Raw genomic sequence first — 23,409 nt, 5'->3', positions numbered from 1 at the left:
CCCGGGGCTCACCTGTGGTGGTGGGTCTAAGACGTCGGCGCGGCCTGCCTCCCGGGCCGCCGGACGGCCGCGCCCCCCCGCCCCGCCCCCCCGGGGGGGGGGGGGGGCCCGGGGGGTGGGGGGCGGGCCCCCGCGCCCGTTTCCGGGGATTCCGGGGGGGTGCAGAGGTTCCGAGGCCCGGAGGCTTCGGAGGCCGGAACTCCGGACCATGCCCCGGCCCGTACCGAGAACCGAGCCCCGACCCGGGTAACGGCCCGCGCCCCGAGCCACGCCCGGGACCCGCTCGGGAACACAGCCGGGACATTTCGCCGCGGCGCGCACCGCCCGGCGGCTCTTGGGCGGATCTTGGGTTTCCCTGGTCATTTCGCTGGTCAGACGCCCCGGTATCCTTCGGATGTCCACCACCCGAAGCCGAAGGGCATACCCGTGAGCGCCAACCGCCCGGCAGCCGTCGTCGTCCTCGCAGCGGGTGAGGGCACCCGCATGAAGTCCAAGACCCCCAAGGTCCTCCATGACATCTGCGGGCGGTCCCTTGTGGGCCATGTCGTCACCGCGGCGCGCGAGCTGGACCCCGAGCACCTGGTCGTGGTCATCGGCCACGCCGCAGAACAGGTCAGGGGCCATCTGACGGAACGGTACGCCGGTACCCGTACCGCCTTCCAGGCCGAGCAGAACGGCACCGGCCACGCGGTCCGGATCGCCCTCGAAGAGCTGGGGCAGTCCGTCACGGGGACGGTCGTCGTGGTCTGCGGCGACACCCCGCTGCTCTCCGGCGGGACGCTGACCGCGCTGGCCGCGACCCACGCGGACGACGGCAACGCGGTGACCGTGCTCACCGCCGAGGTCCCGGACTCCACGGGCTACGGCCGGATCGTGCGGGACAGTGTGTCGGGCGCCGTGACCGCGATCGTGGAGCACAAGGACGCCTCCGAGGACCAGCGGGCGATCCGGGAGATCAACTCCGGGGTGTTCGCCTTCGACGGGCAGCTGCTCACGGACGCGCTGGGGAAGGTCCGTACGGACAACAGCCAGGGCGAGGAGTATCTGACCGATGTCCTCGGCATCCTGCGGGAGGCCGGGCACCGGGTCGGGGCCAGTGTCGCCGCCGACCACCGGGAGATCCTCGGCATCAACAACCGGGTCCAGCTCGCGGAAGCCCGCGGGCTGCTCAACGCACGGCTGCTGGAGCGGGCGATGCTCGCCGGAGTGACGGTCGTGGACCCGGCATCGGTCCAGGTCGACGCGACCGTCGTGTTCGAGCCGGACTCCATCGTCCACCCGGGCACCCAGCTGCTCGGGGCCACCCGTCTCGCCGAAGGCGCCGAGGTGGGGCCCAACACCCGGCTCACGGACACCGTCGTGGGCGCGGGCGCCCGGGTCGACAACGCGGTCGCGGATCGCGCGGAGATCGGCGACGGCGCCTCCGTGGGCCCCTTCGCCTATCTGCGTCCGGGCACCAGGCTCGGGGTGAAGGCCAAGGCCGGTACCTACGTCGAGATGAAGAACGCCACGATCGGCGAGGGCACCAAGGTCCCCCATCTGTCGTATGTCGGCGATGCCACGATCGGTGATTTCAGCAATATCGGCGCGGCCAGCGTCTTTGTGAACTACGACGGTGAGGCAAAGCACCACACCACGATCGGCTCCCACTGCAAGACCGGCTCGGACAATATGTTTGTGGCTCCTGTCACGGTCGGGGACGGCGCCTATACCGCGGCCGGCTCGGTGATCACCAAGGACGTGCCGGCCGGTTCCCTGGCCGTCGCCCGTGGCCAGCAGCGGAATATCGAGGGCTGGGTGGCCCGCAAGCGGCCGGGGAGCGCCGCTGCACAGGCTGCCGCGGCGGCGTCGGACAAGGCGTCCGTCGAGAACTGACCGGAAACAGGTGCGCCAAAGACGGCGTACCGTGATACGTGCACACATTCGGCTGGCTCGCGATTTCCCATGCCCGCGGCCAGAGAACACCCTCTGAGGAGACAGTGCTGTGACCGGGATCAAGACGACCGGCGAGAAGAAGCTCATGCTCTTCTCCGGCCGCGCCCACCCCGAGCTGGCCGAGGAAGTCGCGCATCAACTGGGTGTCAGCCTGGTTCCGACCAAGGCTTTCGACTTCGCGAACGGCGAGATCTACGTCCGCTTCCAGGAGTCCGCGCGCGGTGCCGACTGCTTTCTGATGCAGAGCCACACGGCTCCCATCAATAAGTGGATCATGGAACAGCTGATCATGATCGACGCTCTGAAGCGGGCCTCCGCCCGGAGCATCACCGTGATCGTTCCGTTCTACGGCTATGCGCGGCAGGACAAGAAGCACCGCGGCCGTGAGCCGATCTCGGCCCGTATGATCGCCGACCTGATGAAGACGGCGGGCGCGGACCGTATTCTCACGGTCGATCTGCACACCGACCAGATCCAGGGCTTCTTCGACGGCCCGGTGGACCATCTGTTCGCCCTGCCGGTGCTGGCGGACTACGTGGCCGCGAAGGTCGACCCGTCGAAGCTGACCGTGGTCTCCCCCGACGCCGGCCGGGTCCGGGTCGCGGACCGCTGGTGCGACCGGCTCGGCGCGCCGCTGGCCATCGTCCACAAGCGGCGGGACAAGGACGTCGCCAACCAGGTGACCGTCCACGAGGTCGTCGGCAATGTCGAGGGCCGGGTCTGCGTCCTGGTCGACGACATGATCGACACCGGTGGCACGATCTGCGCCGCGGCGGACGCGCTGTTCGCGAACGGCGCGGAGGACGTCATCGTGACGGCGACGCACGGTGTGCTCTCCGGTCCGGCGGCGGACCGTCTGAAGAACTCCAAGGTCAGCGAGTTCGTCCTGACGAACACGCTGCCCACCCCCGGCGATCTGGAGCTGGACAAGATCACGGTGCTGTCGATGGCGCCGACGATCGCCCGCGCCGTGCGCGAGGTCTTCGAGGACGGTTCGGTGACGAGCCTCTTCGAGGAGCAGGCGTAACTTCCGGGGCTCGGTTCGCCCTCGGCCCTCGGGTCGGACGGGTCCGGGTCGGCGGATCAAGGGGCCGCGCTCTCCGTTTCGGAGAGCGCGGCCCTTTCGCGTAGACTGCTGAGGTTGCTCGGCGAGGGAGGCCGTACCGGAAGCGGTACGGCGGTCCGTTATCGACGCGCTCTTCGCATCAGGCGTAGCAGGCCGTTCGCGGCCGGGTGACCATCCGTATCCGTCTGTTGTGCGAGGAGTGCACATGTCCGAGGTGAAGCTCGCCGCGAGCATCCGTACCGAGTTCGGCAAGGGCGCCGCCCGCCGCGTCCGCCGTGACAACCGGGTTCCCGGTGTCCTCTACGGCCACGGCACCGACCCGGTCCACCTGACCCTCCCGGGCCACGAGCTGCTGCTGGCGCTCCGTACGCCGAACGTCCTGCTCTCCCTCGACCTTGAGGGCAAGAACGAGCTGGCGATCCCGAAGGCCGTGCAGCGCGACCCGCTGAAGGGCCACCTGGAGCACGTCGACCTGCTGCTGGTCAAGCGCGGCGAGAAGGTCACGGTCGAGGTCCCCGTCGTCGCCGAGGGCGAGCTGGCCGCGGGCGGCAACCTCCTGGAGCACGTCCTGAACTCGCTGCCCGTCGAGGCCGAGGCCACCCACATCCCCGAGTCCTTCACGGTCTCCGTCGAGGGCCTGGAGGCCGGCGCCTCCGTCCTCGCCAAGGACATCGCGCTGCCGTCCGGCGTGACCCTGGCCGTCGAGGAGGACGCGGTCGTCCTCCAGGTCCTGGCCGCGCAGGCCGAGGAGCCCGCCGCCGAGGCTGCCGAGGGCGAGGAGGCCGCGGAGGCCTAAGCACTCCCGGCGTCACTGCTTGTACGGTCGCCGCCCGCACCCCGCCGGGGAGCGGGCGGCGACCGCGTTTCCCGGCCCGGGACGCCCGATGCCCCGCGGCCGGTCCGGAGGCCCGCCGGGCGTGCGCCGCCGCCGTCCCCCGTACCTCCGTGCCCCCGGACGCTCCGGACTCCGGATACGGCCCGCCCCGCCTCCCGCCACCCCCGACGGAGAGAATCACCCCATGACGACCACCGATGCGACGACCGGCACCAACGCCCCCTGGCTGATCGTGGGTCTCGGCAACCCCGGCCCCGGCTATGCCGCCAACCGCCACAATGTGGGCTTCATGGTCGCCGATCTGCTCGCCGACCGGATCGGCGGCACCTTCAAACGCGGCCAGAAGGCCCAGGCCCAGATCGTCGAAGGCCGGCTCGGCAGCCCCGGGCCCGGCAGCCGCCGGGTGGTGCTGGCGAAGCCGATGTCGTACATGAACCTCTCGGGCGGCCCGGTCACCGCACTCCGGGACTTCTACAAGATCCCGGTGGCGAACATCGTCGCCGTCCACGACGAGCTGGACATCGACTACGGCGTCCTGCGGCTGAAGATCGGCGGCGGGGACAACGGCCACAACGGCCTGAAGTCGATCACCAAGTCGCTGGGCCCCGAATACCACCGGGTACGGTTCGGCATCGGCCGCCCCCCGGGCCGGATGCCGGTCGCCGACTTCGTTCTGAAGGACTTCTCGGGCGCCGAGCGCAAGGAGCTGGACTACTTCGTCGACCGGGCCGCCGACGCGGTGGAAGCCCTGGTCACCGAGGGTCTGGAGCGGGCGCAGAGCACGTACAACTCCTGACGGCCGCCGGATCCCACCGGGGACGGTGGTTGACGCGGTGTGCCCTCATGGCCAAAGATCCGGGCTCATGCCGTCCGTGAACCGCGCGCTCCTCGGTGCCCTCCGAGCCGCCATGGGAGCCGTCGCCGTGCTGCTGCTGGTGGCCGGATTCCGGGCCTCCTGGGACTCCGCCCAGCATGTCGTCCTGGCCAAGGGCCGTGAGCACGGCACCCTGACCGTCGCCGACTGCGGCGAGGACACCTGTACGGGTGCTTACGCCCCGAAGGCCCCCGCACCGGCCAGGACCGGGCTGACCATCGAGAAGTCGATCGCGGTCGAGAAGGGCGCGGTGCTGAAGGTGGTCCTGAAGCCCGGTACGAAGGAACTGGTCCGCACCGGCCCGGCGGGCGCCCTCCACGCCTGGCTCCCGTTGGCGGGCGCGCTGCTCCTCGCGTCGATCGTCATCGCGGGCGGCCTGGCGCTGCCCCGGGTGGCCGCGGCGACGGCCGCGACGGGGGCGGCGATCGCCGTGGCGACGTTCACTCTGCTGTAGGGCGGACCGGGGGGAGCGGAATCTCCAGATCGATCGCAATCTCGTAAGGGACATCCAGTTTGAGCCGGTCGCGGTGCATTCCCGCGTGCACATAGCTCCTGGTGGTTTGATCCAGCTCGAATACATGGACCACCGGCTGCTCGTTCCCCGTCTGCTCCACCCGCCAGAAGTGCGGAATGCCGGCGGCAGCGTACTTGTGCGGCTTGGTGTCCCGGTCCCTCGACATCGACTCGGGTGAGACCACCTCGATCGCAAGGACGACGTCCGAAGCCTGGAAGCGCGATTGATTCATGCTCGTCAGAGCCTCGGCCCGGATCACAGAAACATCGGGCTCCGGACCGTTGCGCCGGTCGATGATCACGGTCATCTCCCTGACGATCCAAAGATGCTCCGGCAGCGTGAGCTGGAGCCCGTTCTCCAAAAGCTTGATCACCGCATAGTGGAAGTAACGCTGCGGACTCACCAGAACCAGACTCCCGTCGATCAACTCCGTATGCGGCGGGAGGCCGGGCAGCGTCAGCAGATCGTCCACGGTGTATCCGTCCAGGGGCGGCACAGGCCAGTGCTGCACGGGCTCAGCAGTCATCGTTCCTCCCATGGACGGGATCATGGCCTACCCCGTCCACGGTAGCCGGACACTTCCGGCCCCGTCCCCCCATCGGGTGGCGGAGCCGGAAGCGCCTTGACGAGCCGTGGCCGGAGGCCGGTGTCAGCCGGTGTTGCGGAGGCCCGCGGCGACGCCGTTGACCGTCAGCAGCAGGGCGCGGGCGAGCAGCGGATCCGGGTCTTCGCCGCGGGCCGCGGCCTCGCGCTGGCGGGCGAGGAGGGAGACCTGGAGGTACGAGATCGGGTCCAGGTAGGCGTCGCGGATGGCGAAGGTCTGCTGGAGCACCGGGTGGGAGTCGAGGAGCCGCTCACCGCCGGTGATCCGGAGCACCTCGCGGACGGTCAGCTCGTGCTCGGCCTCGATGTCCGCGAAGACGTGCTTGAGCTCCTCGGGCACCAGGGTGTCGACGTAGTGGCGGGCGATCCGCAGGTCCGTCTTGGCGAGCGTCATCTCGACGTTGCCGAGGAAGTTGCGGAAGAAGTGCCACTTCTCGTACATCTCCTCCAGCACGGTGTCCAGACCGGCCTCGCGGAGCGCCTTGAGGCCCGAGCCGACTCCGTACCAGCCGGGGACGATCTGCCGGGACTGGGTCCAGCCGAAGACCCACGGGATGGCCCGCAGCCCGTCGAGCCCGGCCCCGGAGTCGGGGCGGCGGGAGGGCCGGGAGCCCAGGTGGAGGTCGGCGAGCTGGTCGACCGGGGTGGAGGCGAAGAAGTACGCGGGCAGGTCCGGGTCCTCGACGAGCCTGCGGTACGCCGCGTGGGCCGCGTCCGACACGGTGTCCATCGCCGCGTCCCAGCGGGCCAGGGACTCCACCGACTGGCGGGGCGCGGTGTGCAGCGCGGACGCCTGGAGGGTGGCGGCGACCGTCAGCTCCAGGTTCTCCCGGGCCAGCGACGGGATCAGGTACTTGTCGGAGATGACCTCGCCCTGCTCGGTCACCTTGATCTCGCCGTCCAGCGTGCCCCACGGCTGGGCGAGGATCGCGTCGGCGGTGGGGCCGCCGCCGCGGCCGACGGTGCCGCCGCGGCCGTGGAAGAGCCGGAGCCGTACCCCGTGCCGGTGGGCGACGTCGCGCAGTCGGCGCTGGGCCCGGTGGATCTCCCACTGGGAGGTGGTGATGCCGCCGAACTTCGACGAGTCGGAGTAGCCGAGCATGACCTCCTGCACATCGCCGCGGAGCGAGACCAGCCGCCGGTAGGAGGGGTCGGACAGCATCTCGTCGAGGATGACGTCGGCGGCGCGCAGCTCGTCGGTGGTCTCCAGCAGCGGCACGATGCCGATCTTCGCCCAGCCGCCGTGCAGATCGAGCAGTCCGGCCTCGCGGGCCAGGACGGCGGCGGCGAAGACGTCGTCCGCGCCCTGGCACATGGAGATGATGTACGACTCGATGACCTCGGGTCCGAACCGTTCGAAGGCCTCGCGCACGGTGTGGAAGACCCCGAGCGTCTTCTGCCCGGCGGCGTCCAGCGGTGCCGGGGTCGGTGCCAGCGGGCGGCGCGAGCGCAGTTCCTTGGCGAGCAGCTTCTGCCGGTACTCGCGCGGCATGTCCGCGTACCGCCAGGACTCCTCGCCGAGCCGGTCGAAGAGCTGGCCGAGGGCGTGGTGGTGGGCGTCGGCGTGCTCGCGGACGTCCATGGTGGCGAGCTGGAGCCCGAAGGCGGCCAGGGTGCGGATGGTGCGGTCCATCCGGCCGTCGGCGAAGAGCCCGCCGCGGTGGGCCCGGAGCGACGTCTGGATGAGGGTGAGATCGGCCAGCAGACCCGCGGTGCCGAGGTAGTCCCGGCCGGGCTCGTGGGCGGTGCCCTTGGCGAGTCTGGTCCGGGTGTTCTCCAGCTTCTGCTGGATGCAGGTGGCCTTGAGGCGGTACGGCTCCTCCGCGTTGAGCCGCTTGTAGCGGGGGCTGATCTCCGGCAGCAGTTCCAGATCGGTGTCCAGCGAGGCGAGCAGTTCGTCGGTGGCCCCGGCGTAGCGGATGGAATTGGAGAGCAGTCCGCGCAGCGAGTCGACGAGCGCGAGGGCGTCGGTGATGCCGTGCTCGTGCTGGAGGATCAGCACGTCCCGGGTGACGGCGGGGGTGACGTTCGGGTTGCCGTCGCGGTCACCGCCGATCCAGGTGCCGAAGGTCAGCGGCCGGGTGCCGGCGGGCAGCTCGACGCCGACCCGCTCCAGCTCGGCGGCGAGGTCCTCCAGGACGTCCCCGACGGCGTTCGCGTGGAGTTCGTCGAGGTAGTAGATGGCGTTGCGGGCCTCGTCGGCGGGCTCGGGCCGGACCACCCGGAGTTCGTCGGTCTGCCAGACGAGGTCGATGTTCTCGGCGAGCCGCAGATCGCAGCGGCGCCGCTCGGCGGGCCCGCCGGACCCGGCCCCGTCGGTCTCCAGGAGCTGGGCGATCCGCCGGAGCTTGTTGAGCACCGAGCGCCGGGCGGCCTCGGTGGGGTGCGCGGTGAAGACGGGCCGGACGTTGAGGTTGCGGACGGTGGCCGCGAGATGCTCGGGGTCGGCGTCCTTGAGCCGGTCGGCGGTACGGGCCAGCAGCCCGCCCTCGGCGGCGCGCCGCTCGCGCATCTCCCGCCCGCGGTGCACCTGTTCGGTGACATTGGCGAGGTGGAAGTAGGTGGAGAAGGCGCGGACCAGCTTGCCGGCGGTCGGCAGGTCGATATCGCCCAGGAGTGCTGCGGCCGCTTCCCCGTCGCTGCGGGTCAGGGCGCGTACGCGCTCGACGAGGTCGAGGAGGTCGGGTCCCTCCTGACGGACGATGGTCTCGCCCAGGAGGTCGCCCAGTCGGCGGATGTCGGCCCGGAGTTCTGCGCTGGCCGTGGGTGTCTGGTCGGCACTGCTCACAGGTGCTGCTCCTTGCGGTGTTTGAGCACGTCTGGAGGGGTTCTGGAGTCGGCGGACCGCGCTGTCCGGCAGCTCCCAGGATAGGTGTCCACCACCCCGGTACCGCTAGGAGGGGCTCTTGCCCCCGGGCCGTGCGCTGCCATACTTACGTCGCCGTAGGTTACGCAGCCGTAGCTCCACGGGACGACGGCTCGACCGCGGACACACCGCTCACTCCTTCACCCCCCAGGGGAACCCTTCATGACGACTAGCCCCGACCTGCTCGACGACGTCCCGGGCCCGGGCACCCCACCGGACGAGGAGCCCGGCGACGGCTCCGCCGCGGGGAGCGCCCCCGGCGGGGAGTCCGGCGCACTGCCCTCCGCGACGCTGGGTGGTGACGAGAAGCGGACCCTCGAACAGATCGCCCTGATGCTCTTCATCGCCGTCCCCTTCCTGGCGCTGATCGCGGCCGTGCCGCTGGCCTGGGGCTGGGGGGTGAGCTGGCTGGACCTCGGGCTGCTGGTGTCGATGTACTTCATCGCCTGCCACGGCATCACCGTCGGCTACCACCGCTACTTCACGCACGGCTCCTTCAAGGCGAAGCGGCCGCTGCGGATCGCGCTCGCCGTCGCGGGTTCGCTGGCCGTGGAGGGTCCGGTGGTCCGCTGGGTCGCCGACCACCGCAAGCACCACAAGTTCTCGGACGCCGAGGGCGACCCGCACTCCCCGTGGCGGTACGGGGAGACCGTGCCCGCGCTGATGAAGGGCCTGTGGTGGGCCCATATCGGCTGGATGTTCGACGAGGAGCAGACTTCGCAGCACAAGTACGCCCCGGATCTCATCAAGGATCCGGCGATCCGCCGCGTCTCCCGCCACTTCGTCTTCTACACACTCCTCTCCCTCTCCTTCCCTGCCGTGGTCGGCGGTCTGGTGACCTGGTCCTGGTGGGGGGCGTTCACCGGTTTCTTCTGGGGGTCGCTGGTCCGGGTCGCGCTGCTGCACCATGTCACCTGGTCCATCAATTCCATCTGCCACGCGGCCGGGAAGCGGCCGTTCCGATCACGTGATCGGTCGGGCAATGTGTGGTGGCTGGCGGTGCTGTCGTGCGGCGAGTCCTGGCACAACCTGCACCATGCGGACCAGACCTCGGCACGCCACGGAGTGCTGCGCGGCCAGGTCGATTCCAGTGCGCGGGTGATCCGCTGGTTCGAACAGCTCGGCTGGGCGTACGACGTCCGCTGGCCCAGTGACGACCGGATCGCCGCCCGGCGGGCCACGTCCCCCGGGAACACCGGGGCCGTCGACACGGCATGATGGACGACGTGGCGACCGAAGGCAGCAGTACCCATACCCAGATAGACGCAGCGAACGCGGCGGGCCCGGCGACCGCGGCGGGCGCCGCGAAGAGCCGGCCCTCGGCGCGGCGCGGGCGCCGGGTGCGGATGACCGGCGCCGAGCGCCGCGAGCAGTTGCTGGACATCGGTCGCACGCTCTTCGCCGAGAAGGGCTTCGAGGGCACTTCGGTGGAGGAGATCGCCGCGAACGCGGGGGTGTCCAAGCCGGTGGTGTACGAACACTTCGGCGGCAAGGAGGGCCTGTACGCGGTGGTGGTCGACCGTGAGATGCGCCAGCTCCTCGACATGGTGACGGGCGCGCTGACCGCCGGGCATCCGCGGGAGCTGCTGGAGCAGGCGGCTTTTGCGCTCCTCGACTACATCGAGACGTACACGGACGGTTTCCGGATCCTGGTCCGGGATTCGCCGGTCGCCCAGTCGACGGGCACGTTCGCCTCGCTGATCAGCGATATCGCCACACAGGTCGAGGACATTCTGGGTCTGGAGTTCAAGCATCGCGGCTTCGATCCGAAGCTGGCGCCGCTGTACGCCCAGGCGCTGGTGGGGATGGTCGCCCTGACGGGTCAGTGGTGGGTGGACGCCCGCCGGCCCGAGAAGGCCGAGGTGGCGGCGCATCTGGTGAATCTGGCGTGGCACGGTCTCGACGGTCTGGAGCAGAAGCCCCGGCTGATGGGCCACCGCAAGAGCTGAAGGGGGCGGCGGGCCCTGCCGGTGCGCTCCCGGGCGGGGCGGGGTGCCGCCGGAGGCGGACCCGGGCGGGTGGCGGCACCTCCGGGGTCCGGACCCGTCGGAAACGGGCCGGTCAGAGCACCGGTTTCAGCGCGACCGCGAAGATCCGGCGGAACGGGAAGACCGTCCCCCGCGGCCCCGCCGGATACGCCTCCCGCAGCAGCTCCCCGTACTGCTCCAGAAAGGCGCCGACGGCCTCCTCGTCGTCGCCCAGCTCCGTCAGCACGGGCCGCAGCGTCGTGCCCTTGACCCAGTCCAGGACCGGATCCTCGCCGGTCAGGAGCTGGTGGTACGTGGTCTCCCAGACGTCCGCCGCGCAGTCGAGACCGGTCAGCCGCTCCAGATAGCCGGCCGGGGACAGCACGTGGGCGGAGCCCCTCCAGTGTTCACCGATCCGGTCCCGCCACTCGGGCTGCCCGCACAGGGTGCCCAGCAGGGTATGGCTGGGGGCTCCGTGATTGCCGGGGACCTGGAAGGCGAAGGTGCCGCCGGGGGTGAGGGCCGCGGTCCAGCGGGCGAAGGAACCGGCATGGCCGGGCACCCACTGGAGCGCCGCGTTGGAGACGATCAGGTCGTACGGCCCGTCGGGCGTCCAGTCCACGGCGTCGGCCGCCCGGAAGTCGAGCCGGCCGCCGCCCGGGGTGGGCCCGGCGTGCTCCTGCTCGGCGCGGGCAAGCATCTCGGGCGAATGGTCGAAGCCGGTGATCTCGGCGGTGGGCCAGCGGTCGGCCAGCAGCGCGGTGACATTCCCGGGCCCGCAGCCGAGGTCCGCGATCCTGGGCGGCCGGCCTTCGGCCGCCGGGGCGGCCGGATCGGGGATCCGGGCGAGGAGGTCGAGGAAGGGGCGCGCCCGGTGACCCGAATGGCGGAGGTACTGGTGGGGATCCCAGATCGGTGCGGAATTCACGGCGCGACTCCCTCACGGCGGCGGACGGCAGAAGCCGGACGGGCGCCCCGCCCGTCCCTGCTCCACCATCCATCACATTATCTCTTGACGTCAAGAGACTTCATATCGAGGGACCCTCTACACTGATCGTCATGGAGGACGAGGTCGATCGACTGGTCGCAGCTTGGCGCCGCGAGCGCCCGGACCTCGACGTGGAACCGCTTGAGGTGCTCAGCCGCGTCTCCAGACTGGCCCGCCATCTGGACCGGGCCCGGCGGCTCGCCTTCTCGGAGCACGATCTGGAGCCGTGGGAGTTCGACGTACTGACGTCGCTGCGGCGCGCGGGCGCGCCCTACCAGCTCTCGCCCGGACAGCTCCTCACCCAGACCCTGGTGACCTCCGGCACGATGACCAACCGGATCGACAGACTGGCCAAGAGGGACCTGGTGGAACGGCTGCCGGACCCCTCGGACCGGCGCGGAGTGCTGGTCCGGCTGACCCCCGAGGGGCGCGATCGCGCGGACCGCGCGCTCGCCGGGCTGCTCGCCCAGGAGCGCGCGATCCTCGCGGAGCTGTCCCGGGCGCAGCGGGCGGAGCTGGCCGCCCTGCTACGCCAGTTGACCGCCCCGTTCGACAACATTCCCGGCTAGTCCGCCGGAGAGCTTCACCGCGGGGTCGGCGGGGCCGACCCCGGCCCGGCGGGCGAGCGCCACGGCCGCGAGGGTGGAGTGCACCCCGAGTTTGCCGAGGACGTTCTGCATATGCGTCCGGACGGTGTGCGGGGAGAGGAAGAGGCGCTCGGCGACCGCCTTGCGCCCCAGCCCCGCGACCATGCACCGCAGTACCTCGCGCTCGCGCGGGGTGAGCGACTCCACCAGCCGTTCGCTCTCGGTGCGGTGCTTGCGCGCGGCGGTCAGCTCCCGAAGGACCCCGGTGAGCAGCGCCGGCGGCAGATGGGTCTCGTCGCGCAGCACCCCGCGGATCACGGCGAGAAGTCGCTGGAGTGAACAGTCCTTGGCGACCCAGCCGGAGGCACCCGCCTGGAGGGCGAGGGCCGCGCGGCGCGGATCGTCCTTCTCGGCGAGGACGACGCAGCGGACCGCGGGCTGGCCGGATCGCACCCCTGAGACCAGGCTCAGTCCGTCCACGAGACCGTCCAGCGCATCGCCGCCCTCGTCGGGCACGGCGCGCGGGACCGGCGCCCGGCCGCCCGGCCCGGGAACGACGGCGGCCCCCAGATCGGCGTCGACCAGCATCACGTCGAACGGCCGCCCGTCGGCGACCGCGCGCTCCAGACATCGCAACGCGGCAGGCCCGCTGCCCGCTGCGCCGACGTCCACATCGGGCTCGGCAGCCATGGCGGCGGCGAGCGACTCGGCGAAGATTCGGTGGTCGTCCACCACCAGGACCCGGATACGGATCACAGACACACCCCCTGTGTCGGAGGACGGCTCGGTGCGAACAGAGCGCCCGAGACGGACCGTCAGCCTCGCCCGGCCGTCGCCGTGCAGTGACTGAAATACCCCACCCCGGGCGTCGTACCCCGCTGTCTCGTCCCCTGATCAACACCGGCCCCCACCGGCGTTGAGCATCAGAGTACGGACGGCGGGCAGAAGCGGAAGCGTATTTGCAGAACTGATGACCAGCTCTGGGGAATGAGTTGTATCTCGAAGTTACTCTGGGGTTGGGTGGGAAGGATGGGGAGAACGGTACACGGCGGAGCCCGGTCGGGCACGGGGTGACCCTTGCAGGGAAAGGGCCCGCCCGTCGAGAACCGGAAGCCGCCCTTACGGCCGGATCCGGTCCACGCGCCGCACCGGTGAACTCCGTCCGGGCCGGTGCGGTCGACGGCTCGGGCGCCTCAGACGAGGACCCGGGTACGGGCGAACTCCCAGGCGTCGGAGACGATATCGGCGAGTCCGGGGCGGGCGGGGGCCCAGCCGAGGCGTTCGCGGGCGACGGCCGCGGAGGCGACGAGGACGGCCGGGTCCCCGGGGCGGCGCGGTGCCAGCGTCTCGGGCACCGGGTGCCCGGTGACCTTCCGTACGGCCGCCACGACCTCGCGGACCGAGAAGCCGTTGCCGTTGCCGAGGTTGCAGATCAGCTGCTCGCCGGGGCGGGCCGCGGCCAGCGCCAGTACATGCGCCTCCGCGAGGTCGGCGATATGGATGTAGTCGCGGACGCAGGTGCCGTCGGGGGTGGGGTAGTCGTCGCCGTAGACCGCGATCGACTCGCGGCGGCCGAGGGCCACGTCGAGGACGAGCGGGATGAGATGGGATTCGGGTTCATGGCGCTCGCCGTGCCCGCGGTACGCCCCGGCGACATTGAAGTAGCGCAGGGAGACCGCGGCCAGGCCGTGGGCCCGCGCCTCGCCGCCGATCATATGGTCGACGGCGAGTTTGGTGGCGCCGTAGGGGCTGGTCGGGACGGTGGGGTCGGATTCGGTGACGGGGCTGCGGACCGGTTCGCCGTAGGTCGCGGCGCTGGAGGAGAAGACGAGCTTCCGGACCCGGGCCGCGCGCATGGCGGCGAGCAGGGCGATCGTGCCGCCGACGTTGTTCTCCCAGTACTTCCCGGGGTCGGCGACGGACTCGCCGACCTGGGAGTACGCGGCGAAGTGCAGTACTCCGTCGAAGGACGGGTCCAGCCAGCGGGCCGCGTCCCGGATACCGCCCTCGACGAGGACCGCGTCCGCGGGGACGCCGTCGCGGAAGCCGGTGGAGAAGTCGTCGAGGACGACGACTTCGTGCCCGGCCTCCAGCAGGCGCCGGGCGACGGCCCCGCCGATGTAGCCCGCGCCCCCGGTGACGAGGTACTTCCGTACCGGGGTGGGGGTGTTGGGGACTCGGGGGCTTGCGGTCATGTGCTCGTCGCCTCTCGCGGTCGCCGGCCGCGGGCCGGGGCGGGGCCCGGGGCGGGGGCGGATGGGCGTCCACGCATCCCACGGGACGGTTCCGCGGCGGTGCAGGCGCGCCGGTCGGGCCGCGCGATTCACCCGTGGGTGTCCCCGGGGAGCCCCCGGGGCCCCTGGCCCCGCGCCCGGGGCGAAGCGGCCCCCGCCGGGGCAACGCCTATGGCCCAGCCGGGTGCTGAGCCTTCGCGACCGCGGCCCGTCGGTACCCGGCCGGGCGGTGGGCGCAGCCCGTGCGGCGGGGCGCGCGGGCACCGGGGGCGGGGCGGTCCCGGAGCCCCCCCTCAGCGGAGCGTCGCGCGGTCGAGGAGGCCCGTGCGGGCCGCCAGCGCCGCCGCCTCCAGGCGCGAGCCCACACCCAGCTTCATCAGCACCCGCTGGACATGCGTGCGCGCCGTGCTCGGGGCGATGCCCATGCCCGCCGCGATCAGCCGGGTGTCCTCGCCCTCGGCGACCCGGACCAGCACCTCCACCTCGCGTGGGGTCAGCAGCCGCAGCAGCCGCTGGCCCTCGTCGTCGGGCTGCGAGACCGGGTTGAGCAGTTCCGCGAAGGCCCCCTGGAGCAGGGCGGGGGCGACCACCGCCTCACCCGCGCGGGCCTTGACCATGGCACGCTCCACGCCCTCGATGCGCTCGTCGTGACGGACATAGCCCGCCGCGCCCGCCGCGAAGGCCGCCGCTATGCCCCAGGGGCTCGGCACCGGCCCCAGAACCACCACCGCGACCTGGGGGCGCTCCCGCCTGATCCGGACGACCGGGTCGAAGACGCCGGGCTCCGCCGGGGAAGCGGTCCCCAGGAGGCACACCTCGGGCGCCCGGGTGACCACCAGGTCCGCCGCGCCCGCGACGGGCGCCGTCGCGGCCAGCACCCGGTGTCCCCGTAGTTTCAACGCCGAGGCGAGCGCCTCGGCGTGCAGTCGGTGATCGTCGACCACCATGAGCCGCACGCCCATCGAGCAACTCCCATCCCCCCCGGTGCAACCTGCCCCGGCAAGCTACACGCCAGTTCGACAACGTGTGCCCCGAGTCGGCAGAAGTACCCAAGACTGCCGAATATGCCGCGCATCAGGGTCACTTATGACCATGGCATGACCGTCGCATGACCAAAAGGCGGCGGCCCGGCACGGGAACTCCCCGTACCGGGCCACTACTGTTCCGCGAATCAGGCCTCACCGCAGCAGTACCCGGGGGGCTCTAGGGCGAAAATCGGTCGCGTTTTCAACTTTCTGTCGTAAATGCAACCGCCAGATAACTTTTGTACGTGGCAGTATCCACGCCGCTCATCAGTTCCTCGCTCAGATAGAGCCGTCCGTCGGCATAGAGGTACTCGGAGCCGGACACGAGGAACTTCCGCTCCTTCTCGACGGACTGCTCGTCCGACGGATTCTCCATCAGCAGCGTCGACGAGAGCACGGTGCCGTGGAGGCTGACGACTTGGCCGCCCTTGCGGTACGGCGGCTGCTTGTAGGCGATCACGGCGTTGCCGTCCATCCGCAGCGGCAGGATCGTGTAGCCCTCACCGGCGTCCGCCCGCCCCGGCAGCGGCTTCCCGGTGGCCAGGTCGTACGAGACGATCTCGTTCGTCCGCCCGTAGCTTCCGCTGCTGCCCTCGTGCGGCGAGGTCGCCAGATAGAGCCGTCCGTTGCCGACGACGACGTTGGTGCACGATTCGACCTCCGTGACCGAGCAGCGTGCCTCGAAGCGGTCACCGGTCGCGGAGATCTTGGCCAGCAGCGCCCCGCGGTCGCCGATGGAGAAGAAGTCGGAGATCCCGTGCTTCCCGGTGTCGCCGACATCCGCCGCGACGACCAGCGGTTTGGTATGGACGATGCTCGCGTAGTCCACGCCCTTCGGCATCTTGTACGAGAACTGGGGGCGCCCGCTGACCGGATCGACCGGCTGGATCGTCAACTGCTCGTTGCCGTAGGTGCCGCAGGCGCGGACCGCGACGAGCGCGGGCCCGCCGGCATAGCCGCGGTCCTCGCAGTTCGCGTCGGACGAGGTCGGCTTCCAGCGCACGGCACCGTTCCGGAGATCGAAGGCGGCGCCGCCGCCGAGGCCGCCCGCGGCCACCGTGGTGCCGCTGAGCGTGATCTCGTCGAAGCTGATCGGCCGGTCGCCCCGGAGGGGGGAGGTGACGGATTTCCGCCACAGCAGCTTGCCGTTCGCCAGATCGACGGCGGCGACCTCGGAGCACGGCTGGTAGCGGCCGGGGCTGGTGGCGGTCCGGGGTGCGGGCTCGAAGAGGATCGCGGTCTTCTGGTCGGCCGACTGGTGGCGTGAGGCACCGCAGGTCTGGCCCGGGAGCGGGATCCGCCAGAGCACGGTGCCCCGGTCCCGGTCGTAACCGGTCAGCTCGTGCAGACCGGGTTTCACGAACGCCTTGTCCGTCACCCAGGACCCCTTGAACGAGGAGACCTCCTTGGCCGCCGGAGGGTCGAGGGCGAAGCCGAGCCGGGAGCGGGTGTTCTCGGGGATCTTCTCCGTACCGCCGCCGGTTCCCGTGCCGCCGCTCTTCCCGCCGTCCTTCCCGCCCTCGGTGCCCCCGCTGCTCGCGGTGGTGTCCTTCTTGCCGGTGTCGTCGCCGGTCGCGGCGTACAGCACCCCGCCGCCGACGATCAGGACGACGGCGGCCGCCGCGGCGATGACGATCTTCGCCTGAGTGCCGATCTTCTTCCGGGGCGGCTGCGGCCCGACCGGGGGCATCGCGCCCTGGGGCTGGGTCGGATAGCCGTACGGGGACATGGCGGGGGAACCGGACGGTGCCTGCGGGAAGCCGTAGCCCTGGGGCTGCGCCGGATAGCCGGGCGGCGGAGGTCCCCATCCGCCCCCGGCCTGCGGAGCCTGCTGCGGATAGCCGTAACCGGCGGGCGGCGGCCCCTGCGGGGGCTCCTGCGGCGGGCCGAATCCGCCCGGCGGCGGGTCCACGGGCGCGCCGAAACCGCCGCCCTGCGCGGGCGGTCCGGACGGCGGTGGGGGAGGAGGCGGCTGACTCATGACGGAACACCTCGTCGGCGAGGAGAAGCAGGAACGGAGAGAAGCGCGAGAGGGAGAGGGAGGGGGGAAAGAGAGGAGGAGGGAGGAAGGAACTGCACGGACGGTGCGGGCGGTGGGCACCGGCTACGGCGGGGGCGGGCATCACGGGCCCGCCCCCGGAGCCGTCAGGGGCCGAAGGCCAGCATCGTCGGCGTCTTCAGTTCCTCCGCGTCGTTCGCCGCGCTCACCCGGCGGGCCGCCAGATAGACGGAGCCGGCCTCGTAGAGGACGTTCACCGAGTAGAAGGAGTTCTCGGTCCTGGCGGCGGACCTGGGGTGGCGCAGCAGCGTCTTCGGCGGACCGCCCGCGGGCGCGATCGACGCGACGGCGCCCCCGGAACCGTACGACGGCTCCCGGTAGACGATCAGATTGCGGCCGTCCATGCGCACCGGTACGGCCGCGGTGTCACCGCCGGAGGGCGCCCGCCAGGTGGGGCGGCCGGTGTTCAGGTCGAAGGCGACGATCTGGTTCCCGCCGCCGCCGGCCCCGCGGACGGGCTCGGTGGCCAGATAGAGGGTGTCCGGATCGGCGACGACGCCCTGACAGCCCTCCAGATTCTGTCCGAAGATCACGAAGGAGCCGCCGCAGCCGACCCGGAACCTCTCCTTGCCGCCCGCGATGGGGGCGCGGAGCGTTCCGTCGGGCTTGAGCGCGACAACGGTCCACGACTTGGGCTCGCGCTTGACGAGGGAGACCACGACGGGGTCGGCGGAGTAGACCTTGTCGATCTCCCAGCCCGCGGGTGCGTCGAACGTCCAGCGGGCCTTCCCGGTGGCCGGGTCGATCTGCTGGAGCTGGTGCCTGGGCTTCTTGTAGTCGCCGGTGGGGCAGCTCACCGCGGCCAGGAGCCGGGCGCCGCCCGCGTAAGCGAACGGCTTGCAGCCGCTCCGCGGCCCGGTGAAGAGCCGCTTGCCGTCCTTCATGGAGAAGCCGTACGACACCCCGGTGGCACCCGCGGCAAGGGTGTTGCCGCTGATGGTGAGGGTGTGGTCGGAGAGCCCGAGGAAGCCTTTCTCCTCGGGGATCTCGGCCTTCCAGATCACCTTGCCGGTGCCGAGGTCGATGCTCCGCAGATCACGGCAGCGGGCCCCCGAACCCGTACGGTCCTTGATACCGACGACGATCGCGCCGCCCGCGGACGGGCGCGGTGTCGCGGAGCATAGCTCCCGCTCCAGCGGCACGGTCCACTTCTTGGTGCCGTCGGTGGCCGAGTAGCCGACGACCTGCCGGTACATGGCCTTGGCGATGGTGCCGCCGTGGCTCCACGGGCCGTGGACCTCGGCACCGCCGCGCGGCAGGTCGACGTCGTTGCGGGTGACGAAGAGGGCACGCGCCTCGCCGGGCGCACGGCCGGCGTTGAGGTCGTCACCGCTCGGATCGCGGTCGGTCTCGCCGCCGCGGCCACCGGCCGCGGTGCCGCCGCCGTCGTCGTCGTCGTCCGGTGCGCTGTCCGTGGGTGCGGGGGCGGTGTGTTCACCGGCGCCGGTCTTCCGGCCTTCGTTGCCGTCGTCGCCGACGACGGCGTACGTACCGGCACCGGCGACGAGAAGGGCGGCGACGCCCGCGGCGATCAGGATCGGGGTGCGCCGCTTGCCGGGGCCGCCGGGCGGGGCCGGGGGGACCGTACCGTACGCGAACGCCTGGCCGTCGTGCTGCGGAAGGCCGCCGTACGGGCCGGGTTGCGTACCACCGGTGTACGGGCCGGGCTGTGCGCCGCCGGTGTACGGGGCGAACTGCTGGGCGCCCGGGTACGGCTGGGCGGAACCGGGCTGCTGGAACGGCCCCGGGGACGCGCCGTCACCGGCGCCCGGCCCGGTGCCGTACGCCGGGAAGGAACCGCCCTGCGCCGGGCCGGTACCGGTGCCGGTGCCGTATGCGGGGAACTGTCCGTCCTGCGCCGGAGGTACGGGTGGGGGTCCGGGCGGCGGCGGGGGTATGTACGGCGGGCCGCCGCTTCCGGCGGCGGGCACCGGGCCCCCGTCCGGATACGGGCCCGGGTCCTGAGCCTGATCCCGGTCCCGGTCCCGGTCCTGATCCTGGTCCCAATGCGGACCCTGCTCCGGATATCCGTAGCCGGACCGCGGGTCCTGCGGGAAACCGGCGTCCTCCGGCAGCGGCCGGCCGGGTGGCTGAGACATTCAGCGCATCCCCCTTCGTACGTCCGTAGGTCCGACGGCCTCCCCCGTGTTCCCGGGGGCGCGCACGGCGCGCCTACGGCCGGTGCCCGTGTCCCGGAAAGGAGCGTTCCGAACCTGGAGCCGCGGAGTCGCGGCAGTCGGGCGGAGCCTCTTTCTATCACTCGGGTCAGTTCGGGAAAGGGGCCGGTCCGCGCCCGTCACCGGGGGCGGACCGGCTTGTGACGGCGCTGTGATGAAGACCGCGGCCGGGCCTCCCGGGCCCGGGGCGGCGGGCGCGGCTCAGACGTCGTCGGCCAACTCCAGCCAGCGGCCCTCCAGTTCCTCCCGCTGTCCGGCGAGGGCCCGCAGTTCGGCGTCGAGCCCGGCGACCCGCTCGAAGTCGGTGGCGTTGGCGGCGATCTCGTCGTGGACCGCCTTCTCCTTCTCCGCGAGCTTGTCGAGCTGCCGCTCGATGCGCTGGAGCTCCTTCTGCGCGGCCCGCAGCTCACCGGCCGACCGGGTCTTGGTCTCCGGCGCCGCGGCGGCGGACCTCGCGGGGGCGGGCGCCGGGGCGGCGGACTCGACGGCGTCGCGCCGCCGCTCCAGATACTCGTCGATACCGCGCGGCAGCATCCGCAGGGTCTTGTCGCCGAGCAGGGCGAGCACCCGGTCCGTGGTCCGCTCGACGAAGAACCGGTCGTGCGAGATGACCACCATCGACCCGGGCCAGCCGTCGAGCAGGTCCTCCAGCTGGGTCAGGGTCTCGATGTCGAGGTCGTTGGTGGGCTCGTCGAGGAAGAGGACGTTCGGCTCGGCCATCAGCAGCCGCAGCAACTGGAGCCGGCGGCGCTCACCGCCGGAGAGGTCGCCCACCGGCGTCCACTGCTTCTCCTTCACAAAGCCGAACTGCTCGCAGAGCTGCCCCGCGGTCATCTCCCGGCCCTTGCCGAGGTCGACACGGTCCCGGATCTGCTGGACGGCCTCCAGGACCCGCAGCTGGGCGGGCAGCTCGGTGACGTCCTGGGAGAGATAGGCCAGGCGTACCGTTTTGCCGACCGTGACCCGGCCGGCGGCGGGCTGCGCCTCGCCGCCGGTCTCGGCGGCCTCGGCGAGCGCCCGCAGCAGGGACGTCTTCCCGGCGCCGTTCACCCCGACCAGACCGATCCGGTCGCCCGGACCGAGCTGCCAGGTCAGATGCTTCAGCAGCACCTTCGGCCCGGCCTGGACGGTCACGTCCTCCAGATCGAAGACGGTCTTCCCGAGCCGGGCGGACGCGAACTTCATCAGCTCGCTGGTGTCCCGCGGCGGCGGTACGTCCGCGATCAGCTCGTTGGCGGCCTCGATGCGGTAGCGGGGCTTGGAGGTACGGGCGGGAGCGCCGCGCCGCAGCCACGCCAGCTCCTTGCGCATCAGGTTCTGCCGCTTCGCCTCCTCGGTGGCGGCGATCCGCTCCCGCTCGGCGCGGGCGAAGACGTAGTCGCTGTAGCCGCCCTCGTACTCGTAGACCGTGCCGCGCTGCACGTCCCACATCCGGGTGCAGACCTGGTCGAGGAACCAGCGGTCGTGGGTGACGCAGACCAGGGCGGAGCGGCGGTTCCGCAGATGCCCGGCCAGCCATGCGATGCCCTCCACATCGAGGTGGTTGGTCGGCTCGTCGAGGACGATCAGGTCCTGCTCGTCGATGAGCAGTTTGGCCAGCGCGATCCGGCGGCGCTCACCGCCGGAGAGCGGGCCGATGACGGTGTCGAGGCCCTCGGGGAACCCGGGCAGCGAAAGACCGCCGAACAGGCCGGTGAGGACGTCGCGGATCCGGGCGCTGCCGGCCCACTCGTGGTCGGCGAGATCGCCGATGACCTCGTGGCGGATGGTGGCGGCCGGGTCGAGGGAGTCGTGCTGGGTGAGGACCCCGGTCCGCAGCCCGCCGCTCTGGGTGACCCGTCCGCTGTCGGGCTCCTCCAGTTTGGCCAGCAGCCGGATGAGGGTGGTCTTGCCGTCGCCGTTGCGCCCGACGACACCGATGCGGTCCCCTTCGGAGACGCCGAGGGATACGGAGTCGAGCAGGGCACGCGTTCCGTACACCTTGCTGACTGCCTCGACATTGACCAGATTGACGGCCATTTCTCTCCCGAGTAGGGGCGGGTGGATCGACCTACCAGGGTAGTCGGGCCGCGGCGGCCCCCGCGGCGGCCGGGTGGCGTCGCGGGCCGGGCCGCCCGTTACCCCCGGGAGGAGCCCCCGGTGCATCCGGAGCGGGGCCGCCCCTGCCCGGGGACCGGCGGCCGGGCCGGGCCCCGGAGAGGCGGGCTCAGATCACCGGGGGGCGGCCCAGCCGGGTCATGCGCCATACGGTCCGCCAGCGCATCGGGCGGCGCGGCGGGCAGGGCGTCCTGACGCCTTCGGCGAAGCCGCCGAACCAGGCGCGCAGACCGCTCGCCGACCGGGTCCGCAGCAGCGTCAGCGCGGTCCACACACCCAGATAGAGCGGGACCAGCAGGGCCGGAAGGTGGCGTTTGGCCAGCCAGACCCGGTTGCGGGCCACCATGCGGTGGAAGACGGCGTGCCGGGTGGGCGAGGTCCAGGGGTGCCGGAGGACCAGAGCGGGCTCGTAGAGGATCTTCCAGCCGTGGTCGAGGGCCCGCCAGGCGAGATCGGTCTCCTCGTGGGCGTAGAAGAACGCGTCGGGCCAGTCGCCGGTCTCGTCGAGCATCTTCATGGAGATCCCGTGGCCGCCGCCGAGGAAGGTGGTGACATAGCCGCGGCGCATCGGGTCGCTCGCCCGCAGCCGCGGGACGTGGCGCCGGGCGGTGCGGCCCTGCTCGTCGGCGATCCGGAAGCTGACGACGCCGAGGGCCTCGTCCTGCTCGTACAGCTCGACCAGCCTGGTGAAGACGTCGGTGTCGATCAGCAGCCCGTCGTCGTCGAGGTCGACGAGGATATCGACGTCCCCCAGCTCGCGCAGTTTCGCGATGGCCGCATTGCGTCCGCCGGTGACGCCGAGGTTCTCGGGCAGTTCGACGCCGGTGACCCCGTCGGGGAGCGGCGGCAGGGACGCGCCGTTGCCGACGACCACGATCCGGCTCGCGGGGGTGTCCTGCTTCGCGACCGATTCGAGCAGCTCCCCCAGTTCGGCGGGGCGGTTGCCCATGGTCAGAATCGCGACGCCGACGCGCGGTTGACGCACCAATGAACTCTCCACTCATCAAGGGTGATGCGTTCGGATGCTAACCGCTGGCGGTCCGGAGCCCGACATGCGGAGGGGCTCCACCGGCCCGCCGGGCCGGTGGAGCCCCTCCTGTGCGCAGTGGCGCCCGCGGTCAGCGGGTGCCCGCGACACCTTCGAAGCCGCCGCCGGACGTGGTGTCCGTGGCCCAGCCGAAGGCGAGGCCCGAGGCGTAGGAGTGGGCCGTCTCCGCGAAGCCGTACACCTCGCCCGCCGCGAAGATGTTGTGCCACTCGCCGGAGGCGACGTACTGGCCGCCGCCGCCCGCGGTCACGGGCTCGTGCGCCTGCGCGGGGGCCGCGACGGCTGCCAGGGCCAGTGCGGCACCGGCGGTCACCAGCGCCTTGCCCAGGATGCTCTTCATGAGTTCCTCTCCGAGCCCGGTCATCGGAACGGGGCTCGGGCCCAATCGACCACGGGGCGGCGGGTGCTGACGGCACCCCACACCGGGCGCGCCGCGCCGATCACCCGAAAAGATTCCGGCGCGGTACGGCCCATGGACGCACGCACGTCCGGAGGGTGTACGCGGCCGGGGGCCGCCGGGGGTGCGGAGAGCCG

Annotated in this window: 19 protein-coding genes; 8 read left to right on the top strand and 11 right to left on the bottom strand. The window is 71.7% G+C overall.

What is annotated here, in order from left to right; genetic code table 11:
* The first annotated feature begins 426 nt into the window (after positions 1–426).
* From glmU to ACIQ9E_RS24380, 5 genes are all read left to right on the top strand, one after another.
* The gene (gene glmU, locus ACIQ9E_RS24400) at positions 427–1,875 is read left to right on the top strand and encodes a bifunctional UDP-N-acetylglucosamine diphosphorylase/glucosamine-1-phosphate N-acetyltransferase GlmU (protein WP_403710328.1); all 1,449 of its coding nucleotides are present in this window, start codon (positions 427–429) and stop codon (positions 1,873–1,875) included.
* Positions 1,876–1,984: 109 nt separating this feature from the next.
* The gene (locus ACIQ9E_RS24395) at positions 1,985–2,962 is read left to right on the top strand and encodes a ribose-phosphate diphosphokinase (protein WP_366258131.1); all 978 of its coding nucleotides are present in this window, start codon (positions 1,985–1,987) and stop codon (positions 2,960–2,962) included.
* Between the two features lie 244 nt (positions 2,963–3,206).
* Entirely contained in the window at positions 3,207–3,797 is a 591-nt protein-coding gene (locus tag ACIQ9E_RS24390) for a 50S ribosomal protein L25/general stress protein Ctc (protein ID WP_403710326.1), read from the top strand.
* Positions 3,798–4,020: 223 nt separating this feature from the next.
* Entirely contained in the window at positions 4,021–4,632 is a 612-nt protein-coding gene (gene pth, locus ACIQ9E_RS24385) for an aminoacyl-tRNA hydrolase (RefSeq protein ID WP_403710324.1), read from the top strand.
* Positions 4,633–4,699: 67 nt separating this feature from the next.
* Complete coding sequence (locus ACIQ9E_RS24380) at positions 4,700–5,164, top strand: hypothetical protein (protein WP_403710322.1); 465 nt, start codon at positions 4,700–4,702, stop codon at positions 5,162–5,164.
* Here ACIQ9E_RS24380 and ACIQ9E_RS24375 read toward each other — a convergent pair.
* Complete coding sequence (locus ACIQ9E_RS24375; protein ID WP_403710320.1) at positions 5,151–5,750, bottom strand: Uma2 family endonuclease; 600 nt, start codon at positions 5,748–5,750, stop codon at positions 5,151–5,153. The genes ACIQ9E_RS24380 and ACIQ9E_RS24375 overlap by 14 nt on opposite strands.
* Positions 5,751–5,873: 123 nt before the next feature.
* Positions 5,874–8,615 (bottom strand): phosphoenolpyruvate carboxylase, encoded by a 2,742-nt coding sequence (ppc, locus tag ACIQ9E_RS24370; RefSeq protein WP_403710318.1) that lies wholly within the window; start codon positions 8,613–8,615, stop codon positions 5,874–5,876.
* A 240-nt stretch (positions 8,616–8,855) separates the two neighbouring features.
* Here ppc and ACIQ9E_RS24365 point away from each other — a divergent pair, with 240 nt between their 5' ends.
* Together ACIQ9E_RS24365 and ACIQ9E_RS24360 are read left to right on the top strand one after the other, a co-directional pair.
* Positions 8,856–9,911: an acyl-CoA desaturase gene (locus tag ACIQ9E_RS24365; protein WP_403710316.1), complete on the top strand. Its 1,056-nt coding sequence runs from the start codon at positions 8,856–8,858 to the stop codon at positions 9,909–9,911.
* Positions 9,908–10,642, top strand: a complete 735-nt coding sequence (locus ACIQ9E_RS24360; RefSeq protein ID WP_130585052.1) for a TetR/AcrR family transcriptional regulator — start codon at positions 9,908–9,910, stop codon at positions 10,640–10,642. Before ACIQ9E_RS24365 ends, ACIQ9E_RS24360 begins: the two co-directional genes overlap by 4 nt.
* A gap of 112 nt (positions 10,643–10,754) precedes the next feature.
* Here ACIQ9E_RS24360 and ACIQ9E_RS24355 read toward each other — a convergent pair whose 3' ends face one another.
* A complete protein-coding gene (locus ACIQ9E_RS24355) occupies positions 10,755–11,588 on the bottom strand; it encodes a trans-aconitate 2-methyltransferase (RefSeq protein ID WP_403710314.1) in 834 nt (277 codons plus the stop codon).
* 131 nt (positions 11,589–11,719) lie between these two features.
* Here ACIQ9E_RS24355 and ACIQ9E_RS24350 point away from each other — a divergent pair, with 131 nt between their 5' ends.
* On the top strand, positions 11,720–12,217 hold the full coding sequence (locus ACIQ9E_RS24350) for a MarR family winged helix-turn-helix transcriptional regulator (protein ID WP_006348795.1): 498 nt from the start codon (positions 11,720–11,722) through the stop codon (positions 12,215–12,217).
* Here the strand turns inward: ACIQ9E_RS24350 and ACIQ9E_RS24345 are convergent.
* The 8 genes from ACIQ9E_RS24345 to ACIQ9E_RS24310 all read right to left on the bottom strand — a co-directional run bounded on the left by ACIQ9E_RS24345 (position 12,176) and on the right by ACIQ9E_RS24310 (position 23,215).
* The gene (locus ACIQ9E_RS24345) at positions 12,176–12,991 is read right to left on the bottom strand and encodes a LuxR C-terminal-related transcriptional regulator (RefSeq protein WP_403710611.1); all 816 of its coding nucleotides are present in this window, start codon (positions 12,989–12,991) and stop codon (positions 12,176–12,178) included. The two genes, ACIQ9E_RS24350 and ACIQ9E_RS24345, sit on opposite strands and share 42 nt — an antisense overlap.
* Positions 12,992–13,428: 437 nt before the next feature.
* Positions 13,429–14,430, bottom strand: a complete 1,002-nt coding sequence (gene galE / locus ACIQ9E_RS24340) for a UDP-glucose 4-epimerase GalE (protein ID WP_403710311.1) — start codon at positions 14,428–14,430, stop codon at positions 13,429–13,431.
* 332 nt (positions 14,431–14,762) lie between these two features.
* On the bottom strand, positions 14,763–15,431 hold the full coding sequence (locus tag ACIQ9E_RS24335) for a LuxR C-terminal-related transcriptional regulator (protein WP_403710309.1): 669 nt from the start codon (positions 15,429–15,431) through the stop codon (positions 14,763–14,765).
* A gap of 265 nt (positions 15,432–15,696) precedes the next feature.
* On the bottom strand, positions 15,697–17,475 hold the full coding sequence (locus tag ACIQ9E_RS24330) for a PQQ-binding-like beta-propeller repeat protein (protein ID WP_403710307.1): 1,779 nt from the start codon (positions 17,473–17,475) through the stop codon (positions 15,697–15,699).
* 164 nt (positions 17,476–17,639) lie between these two features.
* Positions 17,640–19,652 carry a PQQ-binding-like beta-propeller repeat protein gene (locus tag ACIQ9E_RS24325; RefSeq protein ID WP_403710305.1) on the bottom strand — a complete coding sequence of 671 codons (2,013 nt, stop codon included), beginning with the start codon at positions 19,650–19,652 and terminating at the stop codon, positions 17,640–17,642.
* A 279-nt stretch (positions 19,653–19,931) separates the two neighbouring features.
* Positions 19,932–21,749, bottom strand: a complete 1,818-nt coding sequence (locus tag ACIQ9E_RS24320; RefSeq protein ID WP_403710303.1) for an ABC-F family ATP-binding cassette domain-containing protein — start codon at positions 21,747–21,749, stop codon at positions 19,932–19,934.
* Positions 21,750–21,936: 187 nt separating this feature from the next.
* The gene (locus tag ACIQ9E_RS24315) at positions 21,937–22,812 is read right to left on the bottom strand and encodes a glycosyltransferase family 2 protein (protein WP_403710301.1); all 876 of its coding nucleotides are present in this window, start codon (positions 22,810–22,812) and stop codon (positions 21,937–21,939) included.
* A gap of 133 nt (positions 22,813–22,945) precedes the next feature.
* Positions 22,946–23,215, bottom strand: coding sequence for a hypothetical protein (locus tag ACIQ9E_RS24310; protein WP_403710299.1), 270 nt, complete (start codon positions 23,213–23,215; stop codon positions 22,946–22,948).
* Between the last annotated feature and the right edge of the window lie 194 nt (positions 23,216–23,409).

This window comes from Streptomyces sp. NPDC094448 (assembly GCF_044763775.1).
Taxonomy (GTDB): Bacteria; Actinomycetota; Actinomycetes; order Streptomycetales; family Streptomycetaceae; genus Streptomyces.
Note: the sequence above shows the minus strand (reverse complement) of the source record. Positions and strands in the feature narration are given on the sequence as shown.